General features: G+C 54.6%; 18 protein-coding genes. 10 read left to right on the top strand and 8 right to left on the bottom strand.

What is annotated here, in order from left to right; translation table 11 throughout:
* The first annotated feature begins 22 nt into the window (after positions 1-22).
* Positions 23-1,330, top strand: a complete 1,308-nt coding sequence (locus EV680_RS09540; protein ID WP_132954524.1) for a replication-associated recombination protein A — start codon at positions 23-25, stop codon at positions 1,328-1,330.
* 383 nt (positions 1,331-1,713) lie between these two features.
* Here the strand turns inward: EV680_RS09540 and EV680_RS09535 are convergent, their stop codons facing one another.
* From EV680_RS09535 to ccoG, 3 genes are all read right to left on the bottom strand, one after another.
* Entirely contained in the window at positions 1,714-3,993 is a 2,280-nt protein-coding gene (locus EV680_RS09535; protein ID WP_132954509.1) for an NADP-dependent malic enzyme, read from the bottom strand.
* 127 nt (positions 3,994-4,120) lie between these two features.
* Complete coding sequence (locus EV680_RS09530) at positions 4,121-4,687, bottom strand: FixH family protein (protein WP_207894330.1); 567 nt, start codon at positions 4,685-4,687, stop codon at positions 4,121-4,123.
* On the bottom strand, positions 4,684-6,114 hold the full coding sequence (ccoG, locus tag EV680_RS09525; protein WP_132954508.1) for a cytochrome c oxidase accessory protein CcoG: 1,431 nt from the start codon (positions 6,112-6,114) through the stop codon (positions 4,684-4,686). The genes EV680_RS09530 and ccoG overlap by 4 nt, the downstream gene beginning before the upstream one ends.
* 196 nt (positions 6,115-6,310) lie before the next feature.
* Between ccoG and EV680_RS09520 the strand changes: the two genes are divergently transcribed.
* Positions 6,311-7,615 (top strand): aminotransferase class I/II-fold pyridoxal phosphate-dependent enzyme, encoded by a 1,305-nt coding sequence (locus tag EV680_RS09520; protein ID WP_132954507.1) that lies wholly within the window; start codon positions 6,311-6,313, stop codon positions 7,613-7,615.
* A gap of 72 nt (positions 7,616-7,687) precedes the next feature.
* Here EV680_RS09520 and pntB read toward each other — a convergent pair whose 3' ends face one another.
* Positions 7,688-9,073, bottom strand: coding sequence for a Re/Si-specific NAD(P)(+) transhydrogenase subunit beta (gene pntB / locus EV680_RS09515; RefSeq protein WP_132954506.1), 1,386 nt, complete (start codon positions 9,071-9,073; stop codon positions 7,688-7,690).
* A gap of 10 nt (positions 9,074-9,083) precedes the next feature.
* Positions 9,084-10,616, bottom strand: a complete 1,533-nt coding sequence (locus tag EV680_RS09510; protein WP_132954505.1) for a Re/Si-specific NAD(P)(+) transhydrogenase subunit alpha — start codon at positions 10,614-10,616, stop codon at positions 9,084-9,086.
* Positions 10,617-10,962: 346 nt separating this feature from the next.
* On the opposite strand from EV680_RS09510, the gene gloA reads away from it, so the two are divergent.
* On the top strand, positions 10,963-11,376 hold the full coding sequence (gene gloA / locus EV680_RS09505) for a lactoylglutathione lyase (RefSeq protein WP_132954504.1): 414 nt from the start codon (positions 10,963-10,965) through the stop codon (positions 11,374-11,376).
* A gap of 380 nt (positions 11,377-11,756) precedes the next feature.
* On the opposite strand, the gene EV680_RS09500 is transcribed toward gloA, so the two are convergent.
* The 3 genes from EV680_RS09500 to cls all read right to left on the bottom strand — a co-directional run bounded on the left by EV680_RS09500 (position 11,757) and on the right by cls (position 16,715).
* Entirely contained in the window at positions 11,757-12,368 is a 612-nt protein-coding gene (locus EV680_RS09500; RefSeq protein ID WP_132954503.1) for a biliverdin-producing heme oxygenase, read from the bottom strand.
* Positions 12,369-12,609: 241 nt separating this feature from the next.
* Positions 12,610-14,880: a TonB-dependent hemoglobin/transferrin/lactoferrin family receptor gene (locus EV680_RS09495; protein WP_132954522.1), complete on the bottom strand. Its 2,271-nt coding sequence runs from the start codon at positions 14,878-14,880 to the stop codon at positions 12,610-12,612.
* Positions 14,881-15,233: 353 nt separating this feature from the next.
* Positions 15,234-16,715 (bottom strand): cardiolipin synthase, encoded by a 1,482-nt coding sequence (cls, locus tag EV680_RS09490; protein WP_132954502.1) that lies wholly within the window; start codon positions 16,713-16,715, stop codon positions 15,234-15,236.
* A 238-nt stretch (positions 16,716-16,953) separates the two neighbouring features.
* Here cls and iscR point away from each other — a divergent pair, with 238 nt between their 5' ends.
* The 7 genes from iscR to hscB all read left to right on the top strand — a co-directional run bounded on the left by iscR (position 16,954) and on the right by hscB (position 20,625).
* Positions 16,954-17,400, top strand: coding sequence for a Fe-S cluster assembly transcriptional regulator IscR (gene iscR / locus EV680_RS09485; protein ID WP_132954501.1), 447 nt, complete (start codon positions 16,954-16,956; stop codon positions 17,398-17,400).
* A 39-nt stretch (positions 17,401-17,439) separates the two neighbouring features.
* A complete protein-coding gene (locus EV680_RS09480; RefSeq protein WP_132954500.1) occupies positions 17,440-18,654 on the top strand; it encodes an IscS subfamily cysteine desulfurase in 1,215 nt (404 codons plus the stop codon).
* 120 nt (positions 18,655-18,774) lie between these two features.
* Positions 18,775-19,158, top strand: a complete 384-nt coding sequence (gene iscU / locus EV680_RS09475) for a Fe-S cluster assembly scaffold IscU (RefSeq protein ID WP_132954499.1) — start codon at positions 18,775-18,777, stop codon at positions 19,156-19,158.
* A complete protein-coding gene (locus EV680_RS09470; protein ID WP_132954498.1) occupies positions 19,159-19,425 on the top strand; it encodes a DksA/TraR family C4-type zinc finger protein in 267 nt (88 codons plus the stop codon).
* A gap of 10 nt (positions 19,426-19,435) precedes the next feature.
* On the top strand, positions 19,436-19,690 hold the full coding sequence (locus EV680_RS09465; protein WP_132954497.1) for a Rossmann-fold NAD(P)-binding domain-containing protein: 255 nt from the start codon (positions 19,436-19,438) through the stop codon (positions 19,688-19,690).
* 59 nt (positions 19,691-19,749) lie between these two features.
* Complete coding sequence (iscA, locus tag EV680_RS09460; protein ID WP_132954496.1) at positions 19,750-20,070, top strand: iron-sulfur cluster assembly protein IscA; 321 nt, start codon at positions 19,750-19,752, stop codon at positions 20,068-20,070.
* Positions 20,071-20,124: 54 nt separating this feature from the next.
* On the top strand, positions 20,125-20,625 hold the full coding sequence (hscB, locus tag EV680_RS09455; protein ID WP_132954495.1) for a Fe-S protein assembly co-chaperone HscB: 501 nt from the start codon (positions 20,125-20,127) through the stop codon (positions 20,623-20,625).
* Positions 20,626-20,897: the final 272 nt, after the last annotated feature.

The following is a 20,897-nucleotide window of genomic DNA, read 5'->3' as shown; positions in this document are numbered from 1 at the left end:
CCGTCTGAATAAGGATACCGACATGCCCGATTTATTTTCCCGCCAACCCGATGCCCCGCTTGCCGAGCGCCTGCGCCCGCATTCGCTCGAAGAAGTGATCGGCCAGCAGCATTTAATCGGCGCGGGCAAGCCTTTGCGCGTGGCGGTGGAAGGCGGCAAACCGCATTCCATGCTGCTGTGGGGGCCGCCGGGTGTGGGCAAAACCACGCTGGCGCGCATTTTGGCGCAAAGCTTCAACGCCCAATTTCTGCCGGTTTCCGCCGTGTTTTCCGGCGTGAAAGACATCCGTGAGGCCATCGAAAAAGCCGAAATCGCGCTGCAACAAGGGCAGGCCACCATTTTATTTGTGGATGAAGTGCACCGTTTCAACAAAGCCCAGCAAGATGCCTTCTTGCCGCATGTGGAAAGCGGCCTGTTAACCTTTATCGGTGCCACTACCGAAAACCCCTCGTTTGAAGTCAACCCCGCCTTATTGAGCCGCGCTCAGGTTTACACTTTGCAATCGCTGAATCCGGCAGAATTAAAGCAGCTTGCCGATAAAGTATTCGCCCTGCCCGATTATCAAAATATGCGCATTCACGATGATGCGCTCGAATTGCTGCTGACCACCGCCGATGGCGATGCGCGCCGCCTGCTCAATTTGCTCGAGCAATTGCTGCGCGCCGCGCAAACGCAAAATATTACCGAACTGACTGCCGAATTTTTGGCCAACAGCCTCGGCAGCCAAATCCGCCGTTTCGACAAAGGCGGCGAGAGCTTCTACAACCAAATTTCCGCGCTGCACAAATCCGTGCGCGGCTCCCACCCCAATGCCGCGCTCTATTGGTTTTGCCGCATGCTCGACGGCGGTGCCGACCCGCGCTACTTGGCGCGGCGCATTGTGCGCATGGCCTGGGAAGACATCGGCCTGGCCGACCCTCGCGCCCTGCAAATCGCCAACGAAGCCGCCGCCACCTTCGAGCGCTTGGGCAGCCCCGAAGGCGAGCTGGCGCTGGCGCAAGCCGTGCTTTATCTGGCTGCCGCTGCCAAATCCAACGCCGGCTATATGGCTTATAACCAAATGCGCGCTTTTGTAAAACAAAACGCCAGCGACGAAGTGCCCGTGCATCTGCGCAACGCCCCCACCAAGCTGATGAAAGAGCTGGGCTATGGCCGCGAATATCGCTACGCCCACGACGAGCCGCACGCTTATGCCGCCGGTGAAAGCTATATGCCCGAGGGCATGGCCGAACCGGACTTTTACCAACCCGTGCCGCGCGGGCTGGAAATCAAAATCGGCGAAAAACTGGCGTGGCTGCAATCGCTGGATGAAGAAGCACAGAAGTCTTAAATTATGCAATCAAGCATTAAACAGGCCGTCTGAAAAGTTTTCAGACGGCCTGAGGTTTTCTTCACAATGCGGTATATATAGTGGAATACAGGAAAAAGTGACACAACGGGTAGCTTGGGTTGAAAACCCAACAAGCCCACAGGCCATCTGAAACGTTGGGTTTGGCAACCCAACCTACCTGTTATAGTGCATAGTTTTGTGTCACTTTTTCTTGCATTTCACTATAGATAAAAGATTAAAACGAGCAGAAATCTCAACCATGCAAACAAACACAAAATAGGCCGTCTGAAAGCTTTTCAGACGGCCTATTGATGATTACTTGCGATTATTCACCTATTCAAGCGCAGCGCAAGCAAACCGATTGCGCGGCACCCGCGGCAAGCTTACTGCCGCTGCGCATCCACCGCAGCCAGCGCCACCATGTTCACAATACGGCGCACGGTGGAAATCGGGGTGATGATGTGTACCGGCTGGTTCATGCCCATCAGAATCGGGCCGATGGTGATGCCGTCTGAAGACGACACGCGCAAGAGGTTGTAGCTGATGTTGGCCGCTTCGATGTTGGGCATCACCAGCAAATTGGCCGAGCCTTTAAAGGTGCTCTCGGGGAAAATCTGCTGACGCATGTCTTCCATCATGGCCACATCGCCCTGCATTTCGCCATCGATTTGCAGCTCGGGATTTTGCGCCTGAATCAGCTTTAGGGCTTCCTGCATTTTGCTGCTGGAAGCATTGTCGATCGAGCCGTAGTTCGAATTGGAAAGCAAAGCCACTTTCGGGGTGATGCCGAAGCGCTGCATTTCTTTGGCGCACATCAACGTGCCCTGCGCCAATTGCTCGGCGGTGGGATTGGTGTTGACATAAGTGTCGGCGATAAAGAAATTGCCTTGGTTGAGAATCAGCGCATTCATGGCAAACGCGTGTTGCTCGGGGTTGTTGTAGCCGATTACGTCTTCCATGATCTTGAAATGATCGCGATAACGGCCCACCATGCCGCACACCAGCGCATCGGCATGACCCAAGCGCACCATCAGCGCGCCGACCAAAGTGTTGTTGGCCAGCATGCGGCGGCGCGCCATCTCTTCGGTAACGCCTTTGCGTTTGAGCAGGTTGTAGTATTCCTGCCAAGAGGCTTCATAATGGGGGTTGTTTTCAATATCGATCAATTCGAAATCTTTGCCCGGCTGGATGGTGAGGCCGAGGTGTTGCAGATTTTCTTCAATCACGGCAGGGCGGCCGATCAGCACGGGAAACGCCATTTTTTGAGAAGCGATTTGTTGGGCGGCATGCAGCACACGCTCGTTTTCACCTTCGGCCAACACCACGCGCTTGATGTCTTTTTTGGCTTGGGCAAACACCGGGCGCATAAACAGGCTGGTTTTGTACACAAATTGATTGAGTTTTTCGACATAAGCGGCCATGTCTTCAATCGGGCGCGTGGCCACGCCGGAATCCATCGCTGCTTGCGCCACGGCCGGCGCAATGGTGGCAATCAGGCGCGGGTCGAAAGGCTTGGGAATCAGGTATTCGGGGCCGAAATGCAAATCTGCATCGCCATAAGCGCCCATCACCACATCGCTTTGCTCGGCCATGGCCAAATCGGCCAGGGCGCGCACACAGGCGAGCTTCATTTCTTCATTAATGGTGGTGGCGCCCACATCCAGCGCGCCGCGGAAAATAAACGGGAAGCACAATACATTGTTGACCTGATTGGGGAAATCAGAGCGGCCGGTGCCGATAATCACATCGGGGCGCGCGGCTTTGGCTTCGGGCGGCCAGATTTCCGGCTGCGGATTGGCCAGCGCCAGCACAATAGGATGCTCATTCATGCCTTTGAGCATTTCGGGGCTCAACACATTGGGACCGGAGAGGCCGAGGAAAATATCTTTGCCGGGCACGGCATCGGCCAATACGCGCTGGCCGTTGTCGGCAATGGCGTAATGTTTTTTCGATTCATCCATGCGCTCTTTGTCTTCGCGCGTTTGGTAAATCACGCCTTTAGAATCACACACGGTAATGTTTTCGCGCTTCATGCCCAAAGCCACCAGCAAATTCAGGCAGGCAATCGCCGCTGCGCCGGCGCCGGAGCACACCAAAGTGGCGTGTTCGATGTCTTTGCCCACCACGCGCAAGCCGTTGAGCACGGCGGCGGCGGTGATGATGGCGGTGCCGTGTTGGTCATCGTGAAACACGGGAATGTTGCAGCGCTCGCGCAGCTTTTTCTCGATATAAAAGCATTCGGGCGCTTTGATGTCTTCGAGGTTGATGCCGCCGAAAGTCGGCTCCAGCGAGGCGATAATGTCGACGATTTTATCGGGATCGGTTTCGTTCACTTCCAAATCAAACACATCAATGCCGGCAAATTTTTTAAACAACACGCCCTTGCCTTCCATCACGGGCTTGCCGGCCAGCGCGCCGATATTGCCCAAGCCGAGCACGGCGGTGCCGTTGGAGATCACCGCCACCAAATTGCCGCGGGCGGTGTATTTATAGGAAGCCAGCGGGTCGTTGTAGATTTCCATGCAGGGCGCGGCCACGCCGGGCGAATAAGCCAGCGACAAATCGTATTGGGTGGCCAAGGGCTTGGTGGGGGTGATTTGGATTTTGCCCGGATTGGGATATTCGTGGAAATGAAGCGCGGCTTCTTTGATTAAATCGTCCATATTGCTGAATCCTGATTATGTATGCGTGGAGGCCGTCTGAAAACGTTTCACACGGCGAAATAAAGCCGTTATGTTATCACGTGTAGTCAGCAGCGCCTACCCGTTTGTTAACAAAACGGCAGCTATATCAATGGCCGGCTGCGGCGGCCTGCGGCGCCAAAAGCTTGTCCATCGGTTTCAAATTCAAAGCATTGCCCTGGCTGACAATCCACTTGTCTTCCACCCGCCATTTGCCGGCGGCATCTTCCAGGCGCACATACCAATGGTTGGCATCGGGCAGCGGCTTGAACACAGCCGAATATTCATGCTTGTTGCCTGAAGCCACGCCGCCTTGCGCCGGCAGCAGCTTCACGGTTTGGTCGTAGGCTTTTTTGGCCGGATGCATCAGCACCAGATTCAAGGGCTGTGCGGCATCGAAATCGCCGCTCACCAACACCTTGGCGGCATTATTGTCGGGGCTCACCAGCACTTGCGCCGTGATGTGGCGCTTGAGCGCCTCTTCATCGCGGTGCAGCTGGATATCGATGTGTTTGCCGTCTTTATAATAATCGTCGCTCACCAAATCGGCGGCGTTGACTTGCGCCAGATAAAAGGTGATAAAGCCGGCCACCACCACGATGGCGGGCCCTGCCATCAAAAGCCAGGGCCACGGCTCTTTATACCAAACTTTGGATTGCTGCCTGGTCAAAATCATTCTCCAATAAACGATGCTTTTTCGGTGATGGTGCGCGCCGCATCGGCCGCCTCATCTGCTTTGCGGTAGTGGAAGGTAAATTCAATCGGATGGCTGCCTTTATCGGCATATTCCGGAATGGTGGCCACTTGCACCGGCACGGTAACGGTGTCGTTGCCGGCCACTTTGATGCCTTCGGCCGGGATGCCGGTGAGCGTAATATCTTCAAATCCGCTCACTTTGGCGGTGAGCACCTGCTCATCTTCGCTGGCATTGATGATGCGCAGATTATACGCATTTTCCAGCCAGCCCTGCGTGTTTTCACGCACCATCACGCCGCGGTCTTTAATAATGTCGACATGCAGCGTTTCGCGGGTGAAAATACCGAAAAGCAAAGCCGCCACCGCTGCAAACAACACCGCACCATAACCCAACACGCGCGGGCGCAGCAAGCGTTTTTTGATGTCGCGCTCGCTGTATTCATGCTTGAGCGCGCTTTCGGTGGTGTAGCGGATCAGGCCGCGCGGATAATTCATTTTATCCATGATTTCATCACACGCATCGATGCAGGCCGCGCAGCCGATGCATTCATATTGCAAACCGTCGCGGATATCGATGCCCACAGGACACACCTGCACGCACATGGTGCAATTGATGCAGTCGCCAAGCTTGCTCTCTTCTTTGCTCACATTTTTCTTGCGCGCGCCGCGCGGCTCGCCGCGCTCGACATCATAAGAAATCACCAAAGTATCGTGGTCGAACATGGCGCTTTGGAAGCGGGCATAAGGGCACATATATTTGCACACCTGCTCGCGCATAATGTGGGCAAACAAAAACGTCATAAAGCCGTAAAAAGCGGCGGCAAAGAGCGCGCCACCGCCCGCAGTGAAGCTGAAAATCGCCGGCACAAATTCGCGTATCGGCGTGAACCAGCCGGCAAAGGTGATGCCCGTCCATGCGCACACGGCAAAAATCAGCAGATATTTGGTGGCCTTAATGCGGATTTTGGTGAAATTCCACGGCGATTTATCCAGCTTCAGCCGTTTGTTGCGGTCGCCCTCGATAAAATGGTCGATCCACAGCATGATTTCGGTATACACCGTTTGCGGGCAGGCATAGCCGCACCATAAGCGCCCCGCAATTGTGGTCCACCAAAAAAGGCCGAACGCACAAATAATCAGCAGGCCGGCCAAATATATCAAATCGCCCATGCCCAAAGAGAGGCCGAAAATATAAAAATGCCGCTCCGGAATATCAAAAAGCACCGCCTGGCGGCCGCTCCAGTTAAACCACGGCAACACATAAAACACAAATTGCGTGGCCACAATGGCAAAAATGCGCCAATTGGCAAAGCGGCCTTTGGCCAGCTTCGGGTGAATACGTTTGCCGCCCTCATATAAATGCACCACCTGCTCTTTAGGCGCTTGGGCTTTCTGCTCTTTCGACATGATAAGGTTCCTTGGTAACGGTATTGGCAGTATCGGCTTTTTTATTTATGCGCCATTATACGTCTGTTTCAGACGGCCTGGCAGCACATATATCGAAAGCTTGATGTATTTCAAGCGGTGAAGGCCGTCTGAAAACACTTGCCAATTATCCGAATTTGTTTTAAAGTTTTTTGAACTAATACAACAAGAGTTTTGTATGACTCAATTAAACCCCAAAGGCACCACCGCTGTCAACATCGCATCATCCATTGAACAGCTCATTCGCAACAAAAGCTGGCCCGCCGGCCACCGCCTGCCCACCGTGCGCGCACTTGCCGACGAATTGGGCGTCAACCCCAACACCGTATCCGCCGCCTACAAACAACTGCGCGACGCCGGCATCATCGCCACCGACGGGCGGCGCGGCAGCTTTGTGCCCGAGAAAACCGAAATCCTGCATACCGAAGCCGCCATACCCGCCGGCCTCATCGACTTGGCCAGCGGCAATGTCGACCGCCGCCTACTGCCCGCGCTCAGCCCCACCCTGCTGGAGAGCTACCGCCTCTCCACCGACGTGGGTAACCACGGTGACCACCCCGAATTGATGGCGCATATCCGCCAATGGCTGCAAGAGCGCACCGGCATCCACGCCGAGCCCGTGCTGTTTTCCGGCAGCCTCGACATCATCGAGCGCGCCCTAAACCAACGCTGCATGCCCGGCGCCAAAGTGATTATCGAATCGCCTTGCTGGCTGCCGCTGTTGGCGCTTTTGGCCAACCTGCGCCTCGAAGCCGTGCCCGCCGCAATGGACGAAGAAGGCGCGCTTATCCCGCCCGGCATCGATTTCAACGACATCTCCGCCGTGATACTCACCGCCCGCGCCCACAGCCCCACCGGTATCTGCTACAGCCCCGAGCGCTGGCAGGCCTGGCAGCAAGCCCTCAGCTGCCACAACCCGCTGCTGATTATCGATGATCATTGGGGCGCACTGAGCCGCCACCCTTTCCAAGGCATGCAAGGCTTTGCCAACGAATGGATCTACACCACCTCCACCAGCAAATTTCTCGGCACCGACATGCGCCTGGCCATCGCCGCCGGCCACGGCCCCACCCTCGCCGCCATGAAAAAACGCTTCACGCTGGGCCCGCGCTGGATCAGCAAACTTTTGCAACACCTCACCCTCAAACTCTGGCAAGCGCTCGGCGCACAAGGCCTAGCCGCCATCGCCGAAAGCTACCAAACCCGCCGCCAATACCTCATCACCTGCCTCGCCGAACGCGGCATCCGCGTGCCCGGCCGCCACGGCGAAGGCATGCACATTTGGCTGAACGTGCCCAACGAAGCGCAGCTGATCCAATTTCTCGCCGCCAAAGGCTGGGCCGTGCAAAGCGGCACCCCCTTCAACCCCGGCAAACAACCCGCCGTGCGCATCACCATCAGCAATTTGAGCCTGGAAGACTGCCAAACTCTCGCCGACGATATCGCCGCCACCTTGGCCGCCGGCGGAGAAACGATTTATTGAAATACGTTGGAAAACAAACAAAGGCCGTCTGAAAGAAATCTTTCAGACGGCCTTTGTTTTTTTCAGACGGCCTTATTTCTTCAAATCCGCCAAAATTTCATCAATCGTGGCTTTAGCATCACCAAAACACATCACCGTATTTTCATTGAAAAACAGCGGGTTTTGCACGCCGGCGTAGCCTGTGTTCATCGAGCGTTTGAACACCACCACTTCTTTGGCCTTCCACACTTCCAGCACCGGCATGCCGGCGATGGGGGAATTGGGGTCGGTTTGGGCGGCGGGGTTGACGGTGTCGTTCGCGCCGATTACCAACACTACATCGGTTTCGGGGAAATCGTCGTTGATTTCGTCCATTTCCAACACGATGTCGTAAGGCACTTTGGCTTCAGCCAACAGCACATTCATATGGCCCGGCAAGCGGCCGGCTACGGGGTGGATGCCGAAGCGCACTTCCACGCCTTGTTTGCGCAGCAGATCGGTGATTTCGGCCACCGGATATTGTGCCTGCGCCACGGCCATGCCGTAGCCCGGGGTGATGATCACGCTGTTGGCGCCTTTGAGCATTTCGGCCACTTCGGCAGGCTTCACTTCGCGGTATTCGCCCGTTTCTTCGCCGCCCGAAGCAGCGGAAGAGCCATCGGTGCCGAAGCCGCCGGCAATCACGGAGATAAAGGAGCGGTTCATGGCTTTACACATGATGTAGGAAAGAATCGCGCCGCTGGAGCCGACCAATGCGCCGGTCACAATCAGCAAATCGTTGCCGAGCATAAAGCCTGCGGCGGCAGCCGCCCAGCCTGAATAGGAGTTGAGCATCGACACCACCACCGGCATATCTGCACCGCCGATGGAAGCCACCAAGTGCCAGCCGAAAGCCAGCGCGATGGCGGTCATCACAATCAGCGCAAACCAGCTACCGTGTGCGCCCACAAAAATCAGCAGCAAGATAAACGACACCACCAGCGCGGCCAAGTTGAGCATGTGCTTAAACGGCAATTGCAGCGGCTTGCTTGAAAACTTGCCGTTGAGCTTGCCGAAAGCCACAATCGAGCCGGTGAAGGTAATCGCGCCGATAAACACGCCGAGAAACACTTCAATCAGGTGAATGGTTTCCATATCGCTGGAAACATCCCCCGGCTCGATAAAGCTGTTGTAGCCCACAAACACAGCGGCCAAGCCGACAAAGCTGTGCAACAGCGCAATCAGCTCGGGCATTTCGGTCATTTCCACTTTTCGGGCTTTATAAATGCCCACTGCACCGCCGATGGCCATGGCGATAATCACCCAGCCCAGCCCGGCGGTGTTTTCACTGAAAATGGTGGCAAAAAGCGCAATCGCCATGCCGGCAATGCCGTAATACACGCCGTTTTTGGCGCTTTCCTGCTTCGACAGGCCGGCCAGCGAGAGAATAAACAAGACGGCGGCAACGATGTATGCCGCGGTAACCAATCCGTGTGACATATCGGCCTCCTTAACCTTTCCGGAACATATTCAACATACGGCGGGTAACATAAAAACCGCCGAAAATATTAATGCTGGCAATCAAAATGGCAACAAAAGCGATAAACGACACCGCCGCATGCCCCTGCCCGATTTGCAGCAGCGCGCCCACCACGATAATGCCCGAAATGGCATTGGTCACCGACATCAGCGGCGTGTGCAGCGAGTGGCTCACGTTCCACACCACGTAATAACCGATCACGCAAGAGAGCACAAACACGATAAAGTGGTTGAGAAACTCTGCCGGCGCCACCGCGCCCATCCACAAAATCAACACCGCGGCAATCACGGCCGGCGCGAGCTTTTTCCACAAAGGCTGCGGCTCGGGCTCAGGCTTTTTCACCGGCGCGGCCTGCGCCTGCTGCGGCGCGGCGGAAACTTGAATGGCGGGCGGCGGGAAGGTGATTTCGCCATCGCGGGTGACGGTCATGTTGCGCAGAATCACATCATCGAAATCAATGGTGATTTCACCGTCTTTATTCGGGCTGAGCAATTTAGCCAAGTTCACCAAGTTGGTGGCGTAAAGCTGGGAAGACTGCCCCGCCAAGCGGTTGGCCATATCGGTGTAGCCGATGATTTTCACGCCGTTGTCGGTAACAAACAATTCGCCCGGGCGGGTTAATTCGCAGTTGCCGCCGGTGGCCGCGGCCAAGTCCACAATCACCGAGCCGGGCTTCATGCTTTGCACCATTTCGGCGGTAATCAGCTTGGGCGCGGGTTTGCCCGGAATCGCAGCGGTGGTGATGATGATATCCACCTCTTTGGCCTGCTCGGCAAACAGCTTCATTTCTGCGGCGATAAATTCTTCGCTCATCACTTTGGCATAACCATCGCCGCTGCCGCCCGCTTCATTCGGGAAATCGAGCTTGAGGAATTTGCCGCCCATCGATTCGATTTGCTCGGCCACTTCCAAGCGCGTGTCAAACGCTTTCACCACTGCGCCCAGCGAATTGGCCGTGCCGATGGCGGCCAAACCGGCCACGCCTGCACCAATCACCAACACTTGCGCCGGCGGCACTTTGCCGGCGGCAGTGATTTGGCCGGTGAAAAAGCGCCCGAAAGCATTGGCTGCTTCAATCACGGCGCGGTAGCCGCTGATATTGGCCATGGAAGACAAAGCATCCAAAGCCTGCGCGCGCGAAATGCGCGGCACCATGTCCATCGCCAGCACATTTACCTTTTTATCGGCCAGCTTCTGCACAAGCTCGGGATTTTGCGCCGGCCACACAAAGCTCACCAGCGTTTGGCCGGCGCTCAAGCGGCCGATTTCCGCCTCATCAGGCGCGTTTACTTTATAAATCAGCGGGCTGGCCCACACTTCGGCCGCATCGGCCACCGCCGCGCCGGCTGCTGCATAAGCCGCATCATTCAGGCTCGCGCCCGCGCCGGCATCGTGTTCCACCACCACCTCAAAGCCCAGTTTGAGCAATTGGGCAACGGTAGCAGGCGTGCACGCCACACGGGTTTCACCGGCCAGCGACTCTTTGGGAATACCAATTCTCATCAGTCTGTCCTTTTATTTTATGAAAGAAAACAACAAAATCTACATAACTTAACGTTAGCTTTATAACCAATTTAGCCGCCGAATTCAATATGTCCGGTCAAATTATTGTGAATTAAATAAAACAATTTTTCACGCCCAAGCTTCATGCAGGCCGTCTGAAAACCATTTGGCCGGATTGTAAACATTCAAGCCGACCGGCACCTTTTGCCTGAGCGCCGCTTCTGCACCCGCAAAGCAGCAAACAGGCCGTCTGAAAGCGGAAGATAGCTGTGTTAAAATAAAGCATTGCTGCGGCCGGCCTTTCAGACGGCCAGATTATTGATTCAAACCACACAAGGAAATCACCATGAGAATGCTGCACACCATGTTGCGCGTTGGCAACCTCGATAAATCATTAGCATTTTATCAAGATGTTTTAGGCATGAAGCTGCTGCGCAAAAACGACTACCCCGAAGGAAAATTCACCCTCGCTTTCGTGGGCTACGGCGATGAAAGCGACCATACCGTGCTCGAGCTCACCCACAATTGGGACACCGAACGCTACGATTTGGGCAATGCCTACGGCCACATCGCCATCGAAGTGGACGATGCCTACGCCGCCTGCGATGCCGCGCGCGCCAAAGGCGGCAAAGTGGTGCGTGAAGCGGGCCCGATGATGCACGGCAGCACCGTGATTGCGTTTGTGGAAGACCCGGACGGCTACAAAATCGAGTTTATCCAAAAACACAGCGGTGCCGATTCGGTGCAGTATCAAAAATAAACTGCTTAGGGTCTGTTCACATTTCATCTGTGCGTAAGATTTTGAGCGCAAAAGCGCGCTTGCAAGGTGAAAAGCGCAGCAAGGTTGGACACCTTGCGAGCATTTTCAACGCGGCAGGCGCGTTTTTGAGCCAAAAGATTGCCGCGAGATGAATGGTGAACAGACCCTAGGTTTACAATATGAAAAAAGGCCGTCTGAAAGAAATGTTTCAGACGGCCTTTTGTTCAGCGTTCAAAAGCTAAACAGGTTTAATCATGCCCATTCAAAAAAGTAAGCTTACAAGGCGGCGAGCCTGCCACAATACCGATAGTATGTTAAGGCGAACCAACGCAGTAAGGTTATCTTTGACTGGTATAAAATATTTCTCGCCTTTGCAAGCCTCAGGCTTCGGCCGGCTGCGGCGCCTCGGCATCTTCGGGTAAGCCGAAAATCTCGCGCAAAATCACCTTATAAAAGGCAAACGCTTCTTTGGCACCTGAAATGGCTTCGTCTTGCGCCGGTTTATCCAAACCCAAACGGTTTAAATAATCCACAAATTCGCGCCAATGCTTGCCGCGTCCATCGGGATGCGGTGCCAGATGGCGGGCACCGTATTCGGCGGTGAAATCGAGCTTTTGAGCGTCTTTAAACAAAAAAGCCGCACCCAAATTAGAGCCTTCGGCGCAATAAAGCCAGCCGATGGCCCGATTGCCCGCCGGCTGCGGCAGCTGGCCGGAAAAGACATAAGGCTCGCTACCCAAATCTTGCAAATCTCGCACCACGGCTGCATAACGCACCATATCGGCCAAGCCGGGAATGCGTTGGTTGAGAGCGGCATCTTGATAAATCGGCTCAACGATTTTATGAAATACCGATTGCAGCTTTAAAAACAAAGTGTAACGGGCAATATCGGCAAACGGTGCTACCGACATCACTAAGTAATCCACGCTGTCGTGAGTGGTGCGGTTTTCTTCCTTCAGGCGTTGGGCAAAGCTGATGTGGGTGTTGCTCATGCTGTTTCCTTTCATGGTTTCAGACAGCCTGTTTATGCGCTGAAAGCAGCACAATAATATAGTGAAATGCAAGAAAAAGTGACACAAAACTGCATTTTGCAGCAGCGTAGGCCGGGGTGATAAACCCAACGTTTCAGACGGCTTGTAGGCTTGTTGGGTTTACAACCCAACCTACCCGCCGTATCACTTTTTTATGCACTCCACTATAGATTGCGAACAGACCTAAGGCCGTCTGAACGGGTTAAAATTTATATTCCAAAGCCAGGGCAAAATTACGGCCGGGTGCATAAAAGCGCGCTAGGCCTTTGCCGGCACGGTCAACGGAATTGGTGGTGCTGTTGGCATTGATGCCGCGCAGGCTGTCCCAAGTGTGGTATTTACGGTCGAACAGGTTGTACACGCCGGCACGCAAGGTGAGCGTTTTTAGCGGCTTGTAATAGCCATACACATCAAACACGGTGGCGGAGCTGTTGAGCCACGGATAGGTAACTACATTTTGCACAAGATTGCCGCGCGAGCCGCTGATTTCGGTTACTTTGGCATCACCGGGCTTTTTTTCGCCCCGATAAGTCATTCGTGAAAACACACCCCAGCGGCCTTCCGGCTGCTCATAATCCAGACCGATAATGGCTTTTAAAGGCTGAATAGAAAGCAGGCTGGTTTCGTTGGAGAGCTTGCCTTTGCTGTAGCCCAGGCCGCCGGAAAGCTTCCAGCCCTCACCCACAGGCAAGAGCCGGTACAGATTCAGACGGCCTGTAAATTCAATGCCGCTGATGCGCGCTTTATCCAGATTCACCATTTGATGCTTAGGCGTTTGGTCGTATTGCGGGCAACCATACCAAGCGCATTGATCGTAATAAGGGTTGGGCGTGGCAATAATCTGCTCCTGCTCCACTAGAAAATCGCGATAACGGCTTTGGTAGATATTCACATCCAAATCGCCTGCTGCGCCTTTACCTTGCAAGGATAAAGTGTGAGTGATGCTGCGCTCGGCTTTCAAATCGGGGTTGGACTGCCAAGTGCCGTAAGGATTGGTAAAAGTGAAATACATCTCTGATGCGGTGGGCACACGGTGGCCGCTGCTGAGGGTGTAGCCGATTTGCCAGGCCGGATTGAGCTGGGCATTGAGGCCGATCAAGCCGTTCCAATTACTGAATGAATTGCCCGCAGGTTTGCCCTCGTCTAGGCAGGCTGTGCTGCACGGGGCGTTTAAATCTTTCGGCGCCACTTTTTCATGGTCGTAGCGCGCGCCGATGCGGCCGGAAAACACCCGATTCCAGGTAATGTTATCCAGCAATGAAAAGCCTGTTTGGGTGGTTTTCATCGGATATTGAATGGTCGACATCGTTTGCTGCTGCCAACTTCGGCCTACGCCGATGGTGTCGTAATTGACGGTTTCAAAATCACGGCGGCTCAGAAAGACTTTAAACGACAAAATATGCTCCCCGCCCCAACGCAAAGGCTGGCTGTCAAGCCGAAGCGACAAGCGTTTGTATGCAGAATTGATGCGTCGGTCGTAAATTTCATCCAGCTCGGGCACTTGGGTATTCCAATTACGCGTGCCTTTATAGTTCACCGCGTCTAGGCCAGTTTTCTGATAATCGGCATCGGCGCGCAACAGTGCCAACCATGCAGAGTCAGGCATCCATTCGTAATGCAGATTGCCGTTGAAGCGGCTGTGTTTGTCATCCGCATCGCGCCACTGGCTGCCAAACAAGGCATAAGAATATTCTTTGGTGTAGCGGCTGCCCTGCTGGCCGTTGACGCTGGCGCCAATGCGTTGCGCTTCATCGATTTGAAAGCCGAATTTAGCCAGATAGCTGTGATATCGGTGCTTCGAGGGGTCGGGCAGGCCGCGCGCGCTGCCGTAAGTGTCGTCGCCCTTCACCGCACTTTCGGTTTCATGGCCGCGCCGTTGCGAATAAAGCAACACCATATCAAAACGCCCAGTGTGTGCGCCCACACCCAAAGTGTTGGTCCATTCACGGTTGCGGCTGCCGTAGCCGCTTTTCAACATAGCGCCGAACCGCTGACCCGGCAACAGCAAATCTTGCGCATTCAAAGTGCGATAGTTTACCGCCCCGCCCAGCGCCCCGCTGCCCGCCTGAAACGAATCGGCACCCTTAACGATTTCAATATCGCGCACCAGCTCGGGATCAATGCTCTGGCGAGCGCTGTTGAAATTGCCATAGCGGCCATAAAGCGAATTTTCTTCCATATCCGGCAAGGCCACGCCGTCGATATTGATGCCCACGCGGTTGGCTTCCACCCCGCGCATAGCAAAGCCTTTATTGTGGCGGCCGCCATCACTGATGCCCACATCCACCGAATAGCGCACCAAATCGCTGCTGTCACGAATCAGCTCCTGCTCAATCTGTGCACGGCTTTTCCGCTCAACTGCAAGCTGCTCCGCCTGCTTTTTGCCATACACTTCTATCTGCCCCAATTCCACGGTATTGGCCCACGCCGTGCCGCTAAAAGCTGACAACACCAACAAAAACGGCAACTTCAAGTGCGTTTCCAGCATTTATTTCACCCCCCCTTTAAACATTAATGAGAATATATATTATTATCAATAATTGTGCAAACATTATTCAACAAACCCTTACAATTTACATGGATTTAAGTGCTGCTATAGTGGAATGCATAAAAAAGTGATACGGTGGATAGGTTGGGTTGTAAACCCAACCTATCCATAAGCTGTCTGGAACGCTGGGTTTATCAATCTAACCTACGCGGTTGTAGCATGCCGTTTCGTATAACCTTTTCTTGCATTCCACTTATAGCCTTGGCCGCTACTAAAAAGGAAAAGGCCGTCTGAAATATTTCAGACGGCCTCCAAGCCTTTGTATCACGCGTAAAATCCTATAAAAGCGGGCTCATCAAGCGCACGGTGTTTTCCACCAAGCCCCACCATTTTGCCCGTTTTTGCCAATCTTTTACGGTGATATATTCGCTGTCTTGCAGATAGCCCTGCTGCAAATGGCTGATTTGCTGCGTGATGCCCTTATCGTAAATCGCTAGGCTGATTTCCAGATTGAGGAAAAAGCTGCGCATGTCCATATTCACCGTACCAAACAAGGTGAAGTCATCATCGATGGTCATGGTTTTGGCGTGCAGCAAGCCGCCTTTAAACAAGGCGATTTTCACACCGGCGGCCAACAGCATTGGATAATAGGCGCGCGAGGCGTAGCGCACCATCAGCGAATCGACTTTCTCGGGCAGAATCAGCGTCACCTCCACACCGCGCCTAGCGGCAGTGGTGAGCGCGCCCAGCAGCGGCTCGTCGGGCACAAAATAAGGCGTGGTAATCACGATTTTCTGCGTGGCCATAAAAATCGCCGACACAATGGTTTCATAAATCACGCGTTCTTGCTGCGCCGGCGATGAGGGAATCACCTGCGCATCAATCTGCCCCGCGCGCAGCTTGTCGGGAATCATGGCCGGAATGATTTCGCTGTAGCCACTCAAATATTGCTGCACGCCGCTGAGGTTTTGGTCGTTTTCCACCGCCAAATCCGCGTAAAACACCGCCGTCATTTCCAGCACCACCGGCCCCGTGCAGCGCATCATCACATCCACCCACTCGCCCACGCCGGCATTTTGTTTGAAAAAGCGCGGGTCAACTAGGTTAAAGCTGCCGGTGTAGCCTATTTTTTTATCCACAATCAAAATTTTGCGGTGGTTGCGCAAATCGGCGCGGGTAAAGAGCGTGCGCCACAAGCCCACCGGCAGTGCGGCATGCACTTCCACGCCGGCGCGGCGCAGTTTGGCCACCCAATCGCTGTCGAAAAAGTTTTTGCTGCCCACCGCATCGGCCAAAATCATGCAGTCTACACCGCGCTTTGAGGCCGCAATCACCGCATCCAGCAAGGTTTCGATTTTCCCTTGCGGCTCGATAATGTAAAACGCCAGCAGGCGGGATTGCTGCGCCTGATTGATGTCGGCCAATATCGCATCCACAATGCTGTCGGTGCTGTTGAGCAAGGTCATGGCATTGCTGTTGGTGGCCGCCAGCCCCGTGCTCTGCGCCGCCATGCGGCTGATGCCGTGATAGCGGTTTGCCATCTCGCGGCTCATCTGCAATTGGCTGTCGGCCAGATAGCGTTCGGCAAAATCGCGGTAAAAACGGTTCATTTCCACCGTGCGCTTGGCGCGCGCCGTGCCCAAGCGCGGCTCGCCGATCAATAAATACAGCCCAGCACCCAAAATCGGAAACACAAACAGCACAATCAGCCAAGCAAAAGCCGTGCCGATATTGTGCTGCTTATAAAGCACCCTCACCGCACACGCAGTCACAATCGTGATGTGCAGCCACAAAAAAATCTGCCCCCAAGGAATTTCCATAGCCCTATGCCTTTGCAATTTTTTCAGACGGCCTGATTATAACGAATTTTTACCGCCCGCTTCCGATTTTCCAATGCCATTATGCGCTGCCGCAAACAGGCCGTCTGAAAGCCGCCGCGCTGTTTATTCTCTATTTTCCGCCATAATTCCTTCTGTTTTCATCGCTCTTCTATACTTGACAAATTCACTCGGAAATCAGACAATTCAACTATTCACGAACCAATAGGCGCACCACTTAATGCGATTAACCACCAAAGGCCGCTTTGCCGTTACCGCCATGATCGATTTGGCCATGCACGCCCAACACGGCACGGTAAAGCTCAGCGCCATCAGCGAGCGGCAGCACATTTCGCTCTCTTATTTGGAGCAGCTTTTCAGCAAGCTGCGCCGCGCCCGGCTGGTCGGCAGCGTGCGCGGCCCCGGCGGCGGCTATATTTTAGCGGTGAGTGCCGACGAAATCAGCATCGCCCAAATCATTGCCGCCGCAGAAGACAAGCTCGATGCCACTCAATGCAGCAGCAAGGCCAACTGCCACAACGGCGCGCCCTGTCTCACCCACGATTTATGGGAAAATCTCAACAAAACCATCAACGATTATTTGGGCAGCGTCACCCTGCAACACATTCTCGACCAACAGCAAAGCGAAGGCGGCGGCAAAATCGTTACCTTCACCCATATCCATTAAAACAAAACCTCAAACAAACCCAACCGGAAAGACACCGCCATGACCATCCACACCCCGATTTACCTCGACTACGCCGCCACCACTCCGGTAGACAAACGCGTGGCCGAAAAAATGATTCCCTATCTCACCGAACAATTCGGCAACCCCGCCTCCAACAGCCACAGCTTCGGCTGGGTGGCCGAAGAAGCGGTGGAAAACGCCCGCAGCGAAATCGCCAAGCTGCTTAATGCCGACAGCAAAGAAATCGTGTTCACCAGCGGCGCCACCGAGTCAAACAATCTCGCCATCAAAGGTGCAGCGCATTTCTACCAAAGCAAGGGCAAGCACCTGATCACGCCCAAAACCGAGCACAAAGCCGTGCTCGACACCATGCGCGAGCTCGAGCGCGAAGGCTTTGAAGTGACCTATCTCGATGTGCAGCCCAACGGCCTGATTGATTTGGAAACCCTCAAAGCCGCCATCCGCCCCGACACCATTTTGGTATCGGTGATGTGGGCAAACAACGAAATCGGCGTGATTCAAGATATCGAAGCCATCGGCGAAATCTGCCGCGACAACAAAATCATTTTCCATGTAGACGCCGCCCAAGCCGCCGGCAAAACCCCGATTGATTTGGAAAAAGTCAAAGTCGATTTGCTCAGCCTTTCTGCCCACAAAGTTTACGGCCCCAAAGGCATCGGCGCTTTATACGTGCGCCGCAAACCGCGTGTACGCCTCGAAGCGCAAATGCACGGCGGCGGCCACGAGCGCGGCTTCCGCTCCGGCACCTTAGCCACCCACCAAATCGTCGGCATGGGCGAAGCCTTCCGCCTCGCCCGCCTCGAACTCGAGCAAGACCGCGCCCATGCATTGAAACTGCGCAACCTTTTCCTCGACGGCATCAAAGACATCGAAGAAGTGTATATCAACGGCGATTTAGAGCAGCGTGTGCCCACCAACCTAAATGTCAGCTTCAATTTCGTAGAAGGCGAAAGCCTGATTATGGCCGTGAAAGAGCTGGCCGTGTCCAGCGGCTCCGCCTGCACCTCAGCCAGCCTTGAGCCAAGCTATGTATTGCGCGCGCTCGGCCGCAACGACGAGCTGGCCCACTCTTCCCTGCGCGTCACCTTCGGCCGCATGACCACCGAAGAAGAAGTGAAATACGCCGCCGAATTGATCAAATCCAAAATCGGCAAGCTGCGCGAATTGTCGCCGCTTTGGGAAATGCATCAAGAAGGCATCGATTTGAGCACCGTAGAATGGGCAGAGCATTAATTCAGGCCGCCTGAAAACTTTGCAAAACCCATTTCCATCACCGTAACACATGCCGTATGAACACTTGAATTCCCTTCAGACGGCCTCAAATAAAACAAACCACCACAAGGAATACACACCATGGCATACAGCGACAAGGTCATCGACCACTACGAAAACCCCCGCAACGTCGGCTCGTTCGACAAAAGCGATGAAAGCATCGGCACCGGCATGGTAGGCGCGCCCGCCTGCGGCGACGTGATGAAGCTGCAAATCAAAGTCAACGAAAGCGGCATTATCGAAGACGCCAAATTCAAAACCTACGGTTGCGGCTCCGCCATCGCCTCTTCCAGCCTGATCACCGAATGGGTGAAAGGCAAAAGCCTAGATGAAGCCATGTCGATTAAAAACAGCGAAATCGCCGAAGAGCTCGAATTGCCGCCGGTGAAAGTGCACTGCTCGATTTTGGCGGAAGATGCCATCAAAGCCGCCGTGAGCGACTATAAAAAGAAAAAAGGCCAATAAATGGCCGGCGGCTGGGCACCCGATGGCGCAGAGCAGCAGCAAATCGACGATTCATTAAACGATGCGCTGCAATATGCCCGCGCCGCTTTGCCGCAAGGCCAAAGCGCGCGCGAATGCGCCGAATGCGGCGAGCCGATACCCGAAGCCCGCCGCCGCGCCCTGCCCGGCGTGCAACTATGCATCAGCTGCCAAGAAGTGCACGACCAACAGGAAAAGTTTCAGACGGCCTACAACCGCCGCGGCAGCAAAGACAGCCAGCTAAAATAAGGAACGCGCCATGCCCTTGAATGCAGAACAACAACAATCACTGCTGGCACAAAAAGGCATCGGTGCCACCGTGTTAACCCGCCTGCAACAAATGGGTTTAGACGATATTGCCAAGCTGGCCGCCGCCGATGTGGATGATATGTTGCAACAAGGCGCCGCCCTCAGCGGCAGCACCTGCTGGCGCAACAGCCCGCAAGCCCGTGCCGCCATGCAAGCCGCCGTTACCTGGGCGCAACAACGCATCAGCCTTTCAGACGACCATTAATTTACCGAATGCCGTCTGAAGCCAAACCAAACAACCCCGTTCCCTGCAAGGATAAGGCCATGATTACACTCACCCCCAACGCCGCCAACCACATTCAAAACTTCCTCAGCCGCCGCGGCAAAGGCGAAGGCATCCGCTTGGGCGTTAAAACCAGCGGCTGCTCCGGCATGGCCTACACGCTCGAATTCGTTGACGAAATCCAGCCCGAAGACATCGTGTTTGAAGGCCACGGCGTGAAAGTATTCGTCGACCCCAAAAGCCACACCTATCTCGACGGCACCCAGCTCGACTACACCAAAGAAGGCCTGCAAGAAGGGTTTAAATTCGAAAACCCCAACGTCAAAGACGAATGCGGCTGCGGTGAAAGCTTTCACGTTTAATCATACCAACAGGCCGTCTGAACTTTCAGACGGCCTACATACCTATTGCCCATCATGAGCCAACACTTCACCCTATTCCAACTCGAGCCCGCATTCGATATCGACACCGCCGCACTCGAACAAACCTACCGCAGCCTCGCGGCCCGTTTCCATCCCGACCGCCATGCCGCCGCTTCCGCCTTTGAGCAAAAGCAAGCCATGATGATGGCCTCAGCCGTTAACGAAGCCTACCGAATCCTTAAAAATCCCATCGACCGCGCCGCCTATCTGCTCGAACAACACAATATCCACGCCGACTCCCCCGAGCACACCTCATTTCCGCCCGAATTCCTGATGCAGCAAATGGAATGGCGCGAAACCCTAGAAGAAGCCCGCGCCCAAAACAACCAAGCCGCCCTACTGGCATTGGAAGCCGACATCCAAGCCGAACAAAACACCTTGCTCAGCGCTCTGCAAACCGCCTTCAAACAAACCGATCATCACAACGCCGCCAACCTCGTGCGCCAAGGCCGCTTTCTTAACAAGCTCAGACAAGAAATTCAAGCAGCACAATAAATTTAGATTCCTCAATAACGAACGGACCTCGGGCGGCTGTGAGTTGAAACACCATGCAGCCCCACCGCGCAAACAACTACGGCCACCCCACCCATAACAAACAGGCCGTCCGAACCCAATCGTTCAGACGGCCTATTCCTTCACATTGTCAAATTTCACATTGTCAAACTACAGCGCCAGATACCGGCAGACTGCAAGCCCCCAGCATACGCATGCCCAAGGCCGCCGGCCAAGCGGCAGCCTACTTCTTCACCGCCGGCTGCGCCTTCTTC

It is taken from the genome of Uruburuella suis (assembly GCF_004341385.1).
Taxonomy (GTDB): Bacteria; Pseudomonadota; Gammaproteobacteria; order Burkholderiales; family Neisseriaceae; genus Neisseria; species Neisseria suis.
Note: the sequence above shows the minus strand (reverse complement) of the source record. Positions and strands in the feature narration are given on the sequence as shown.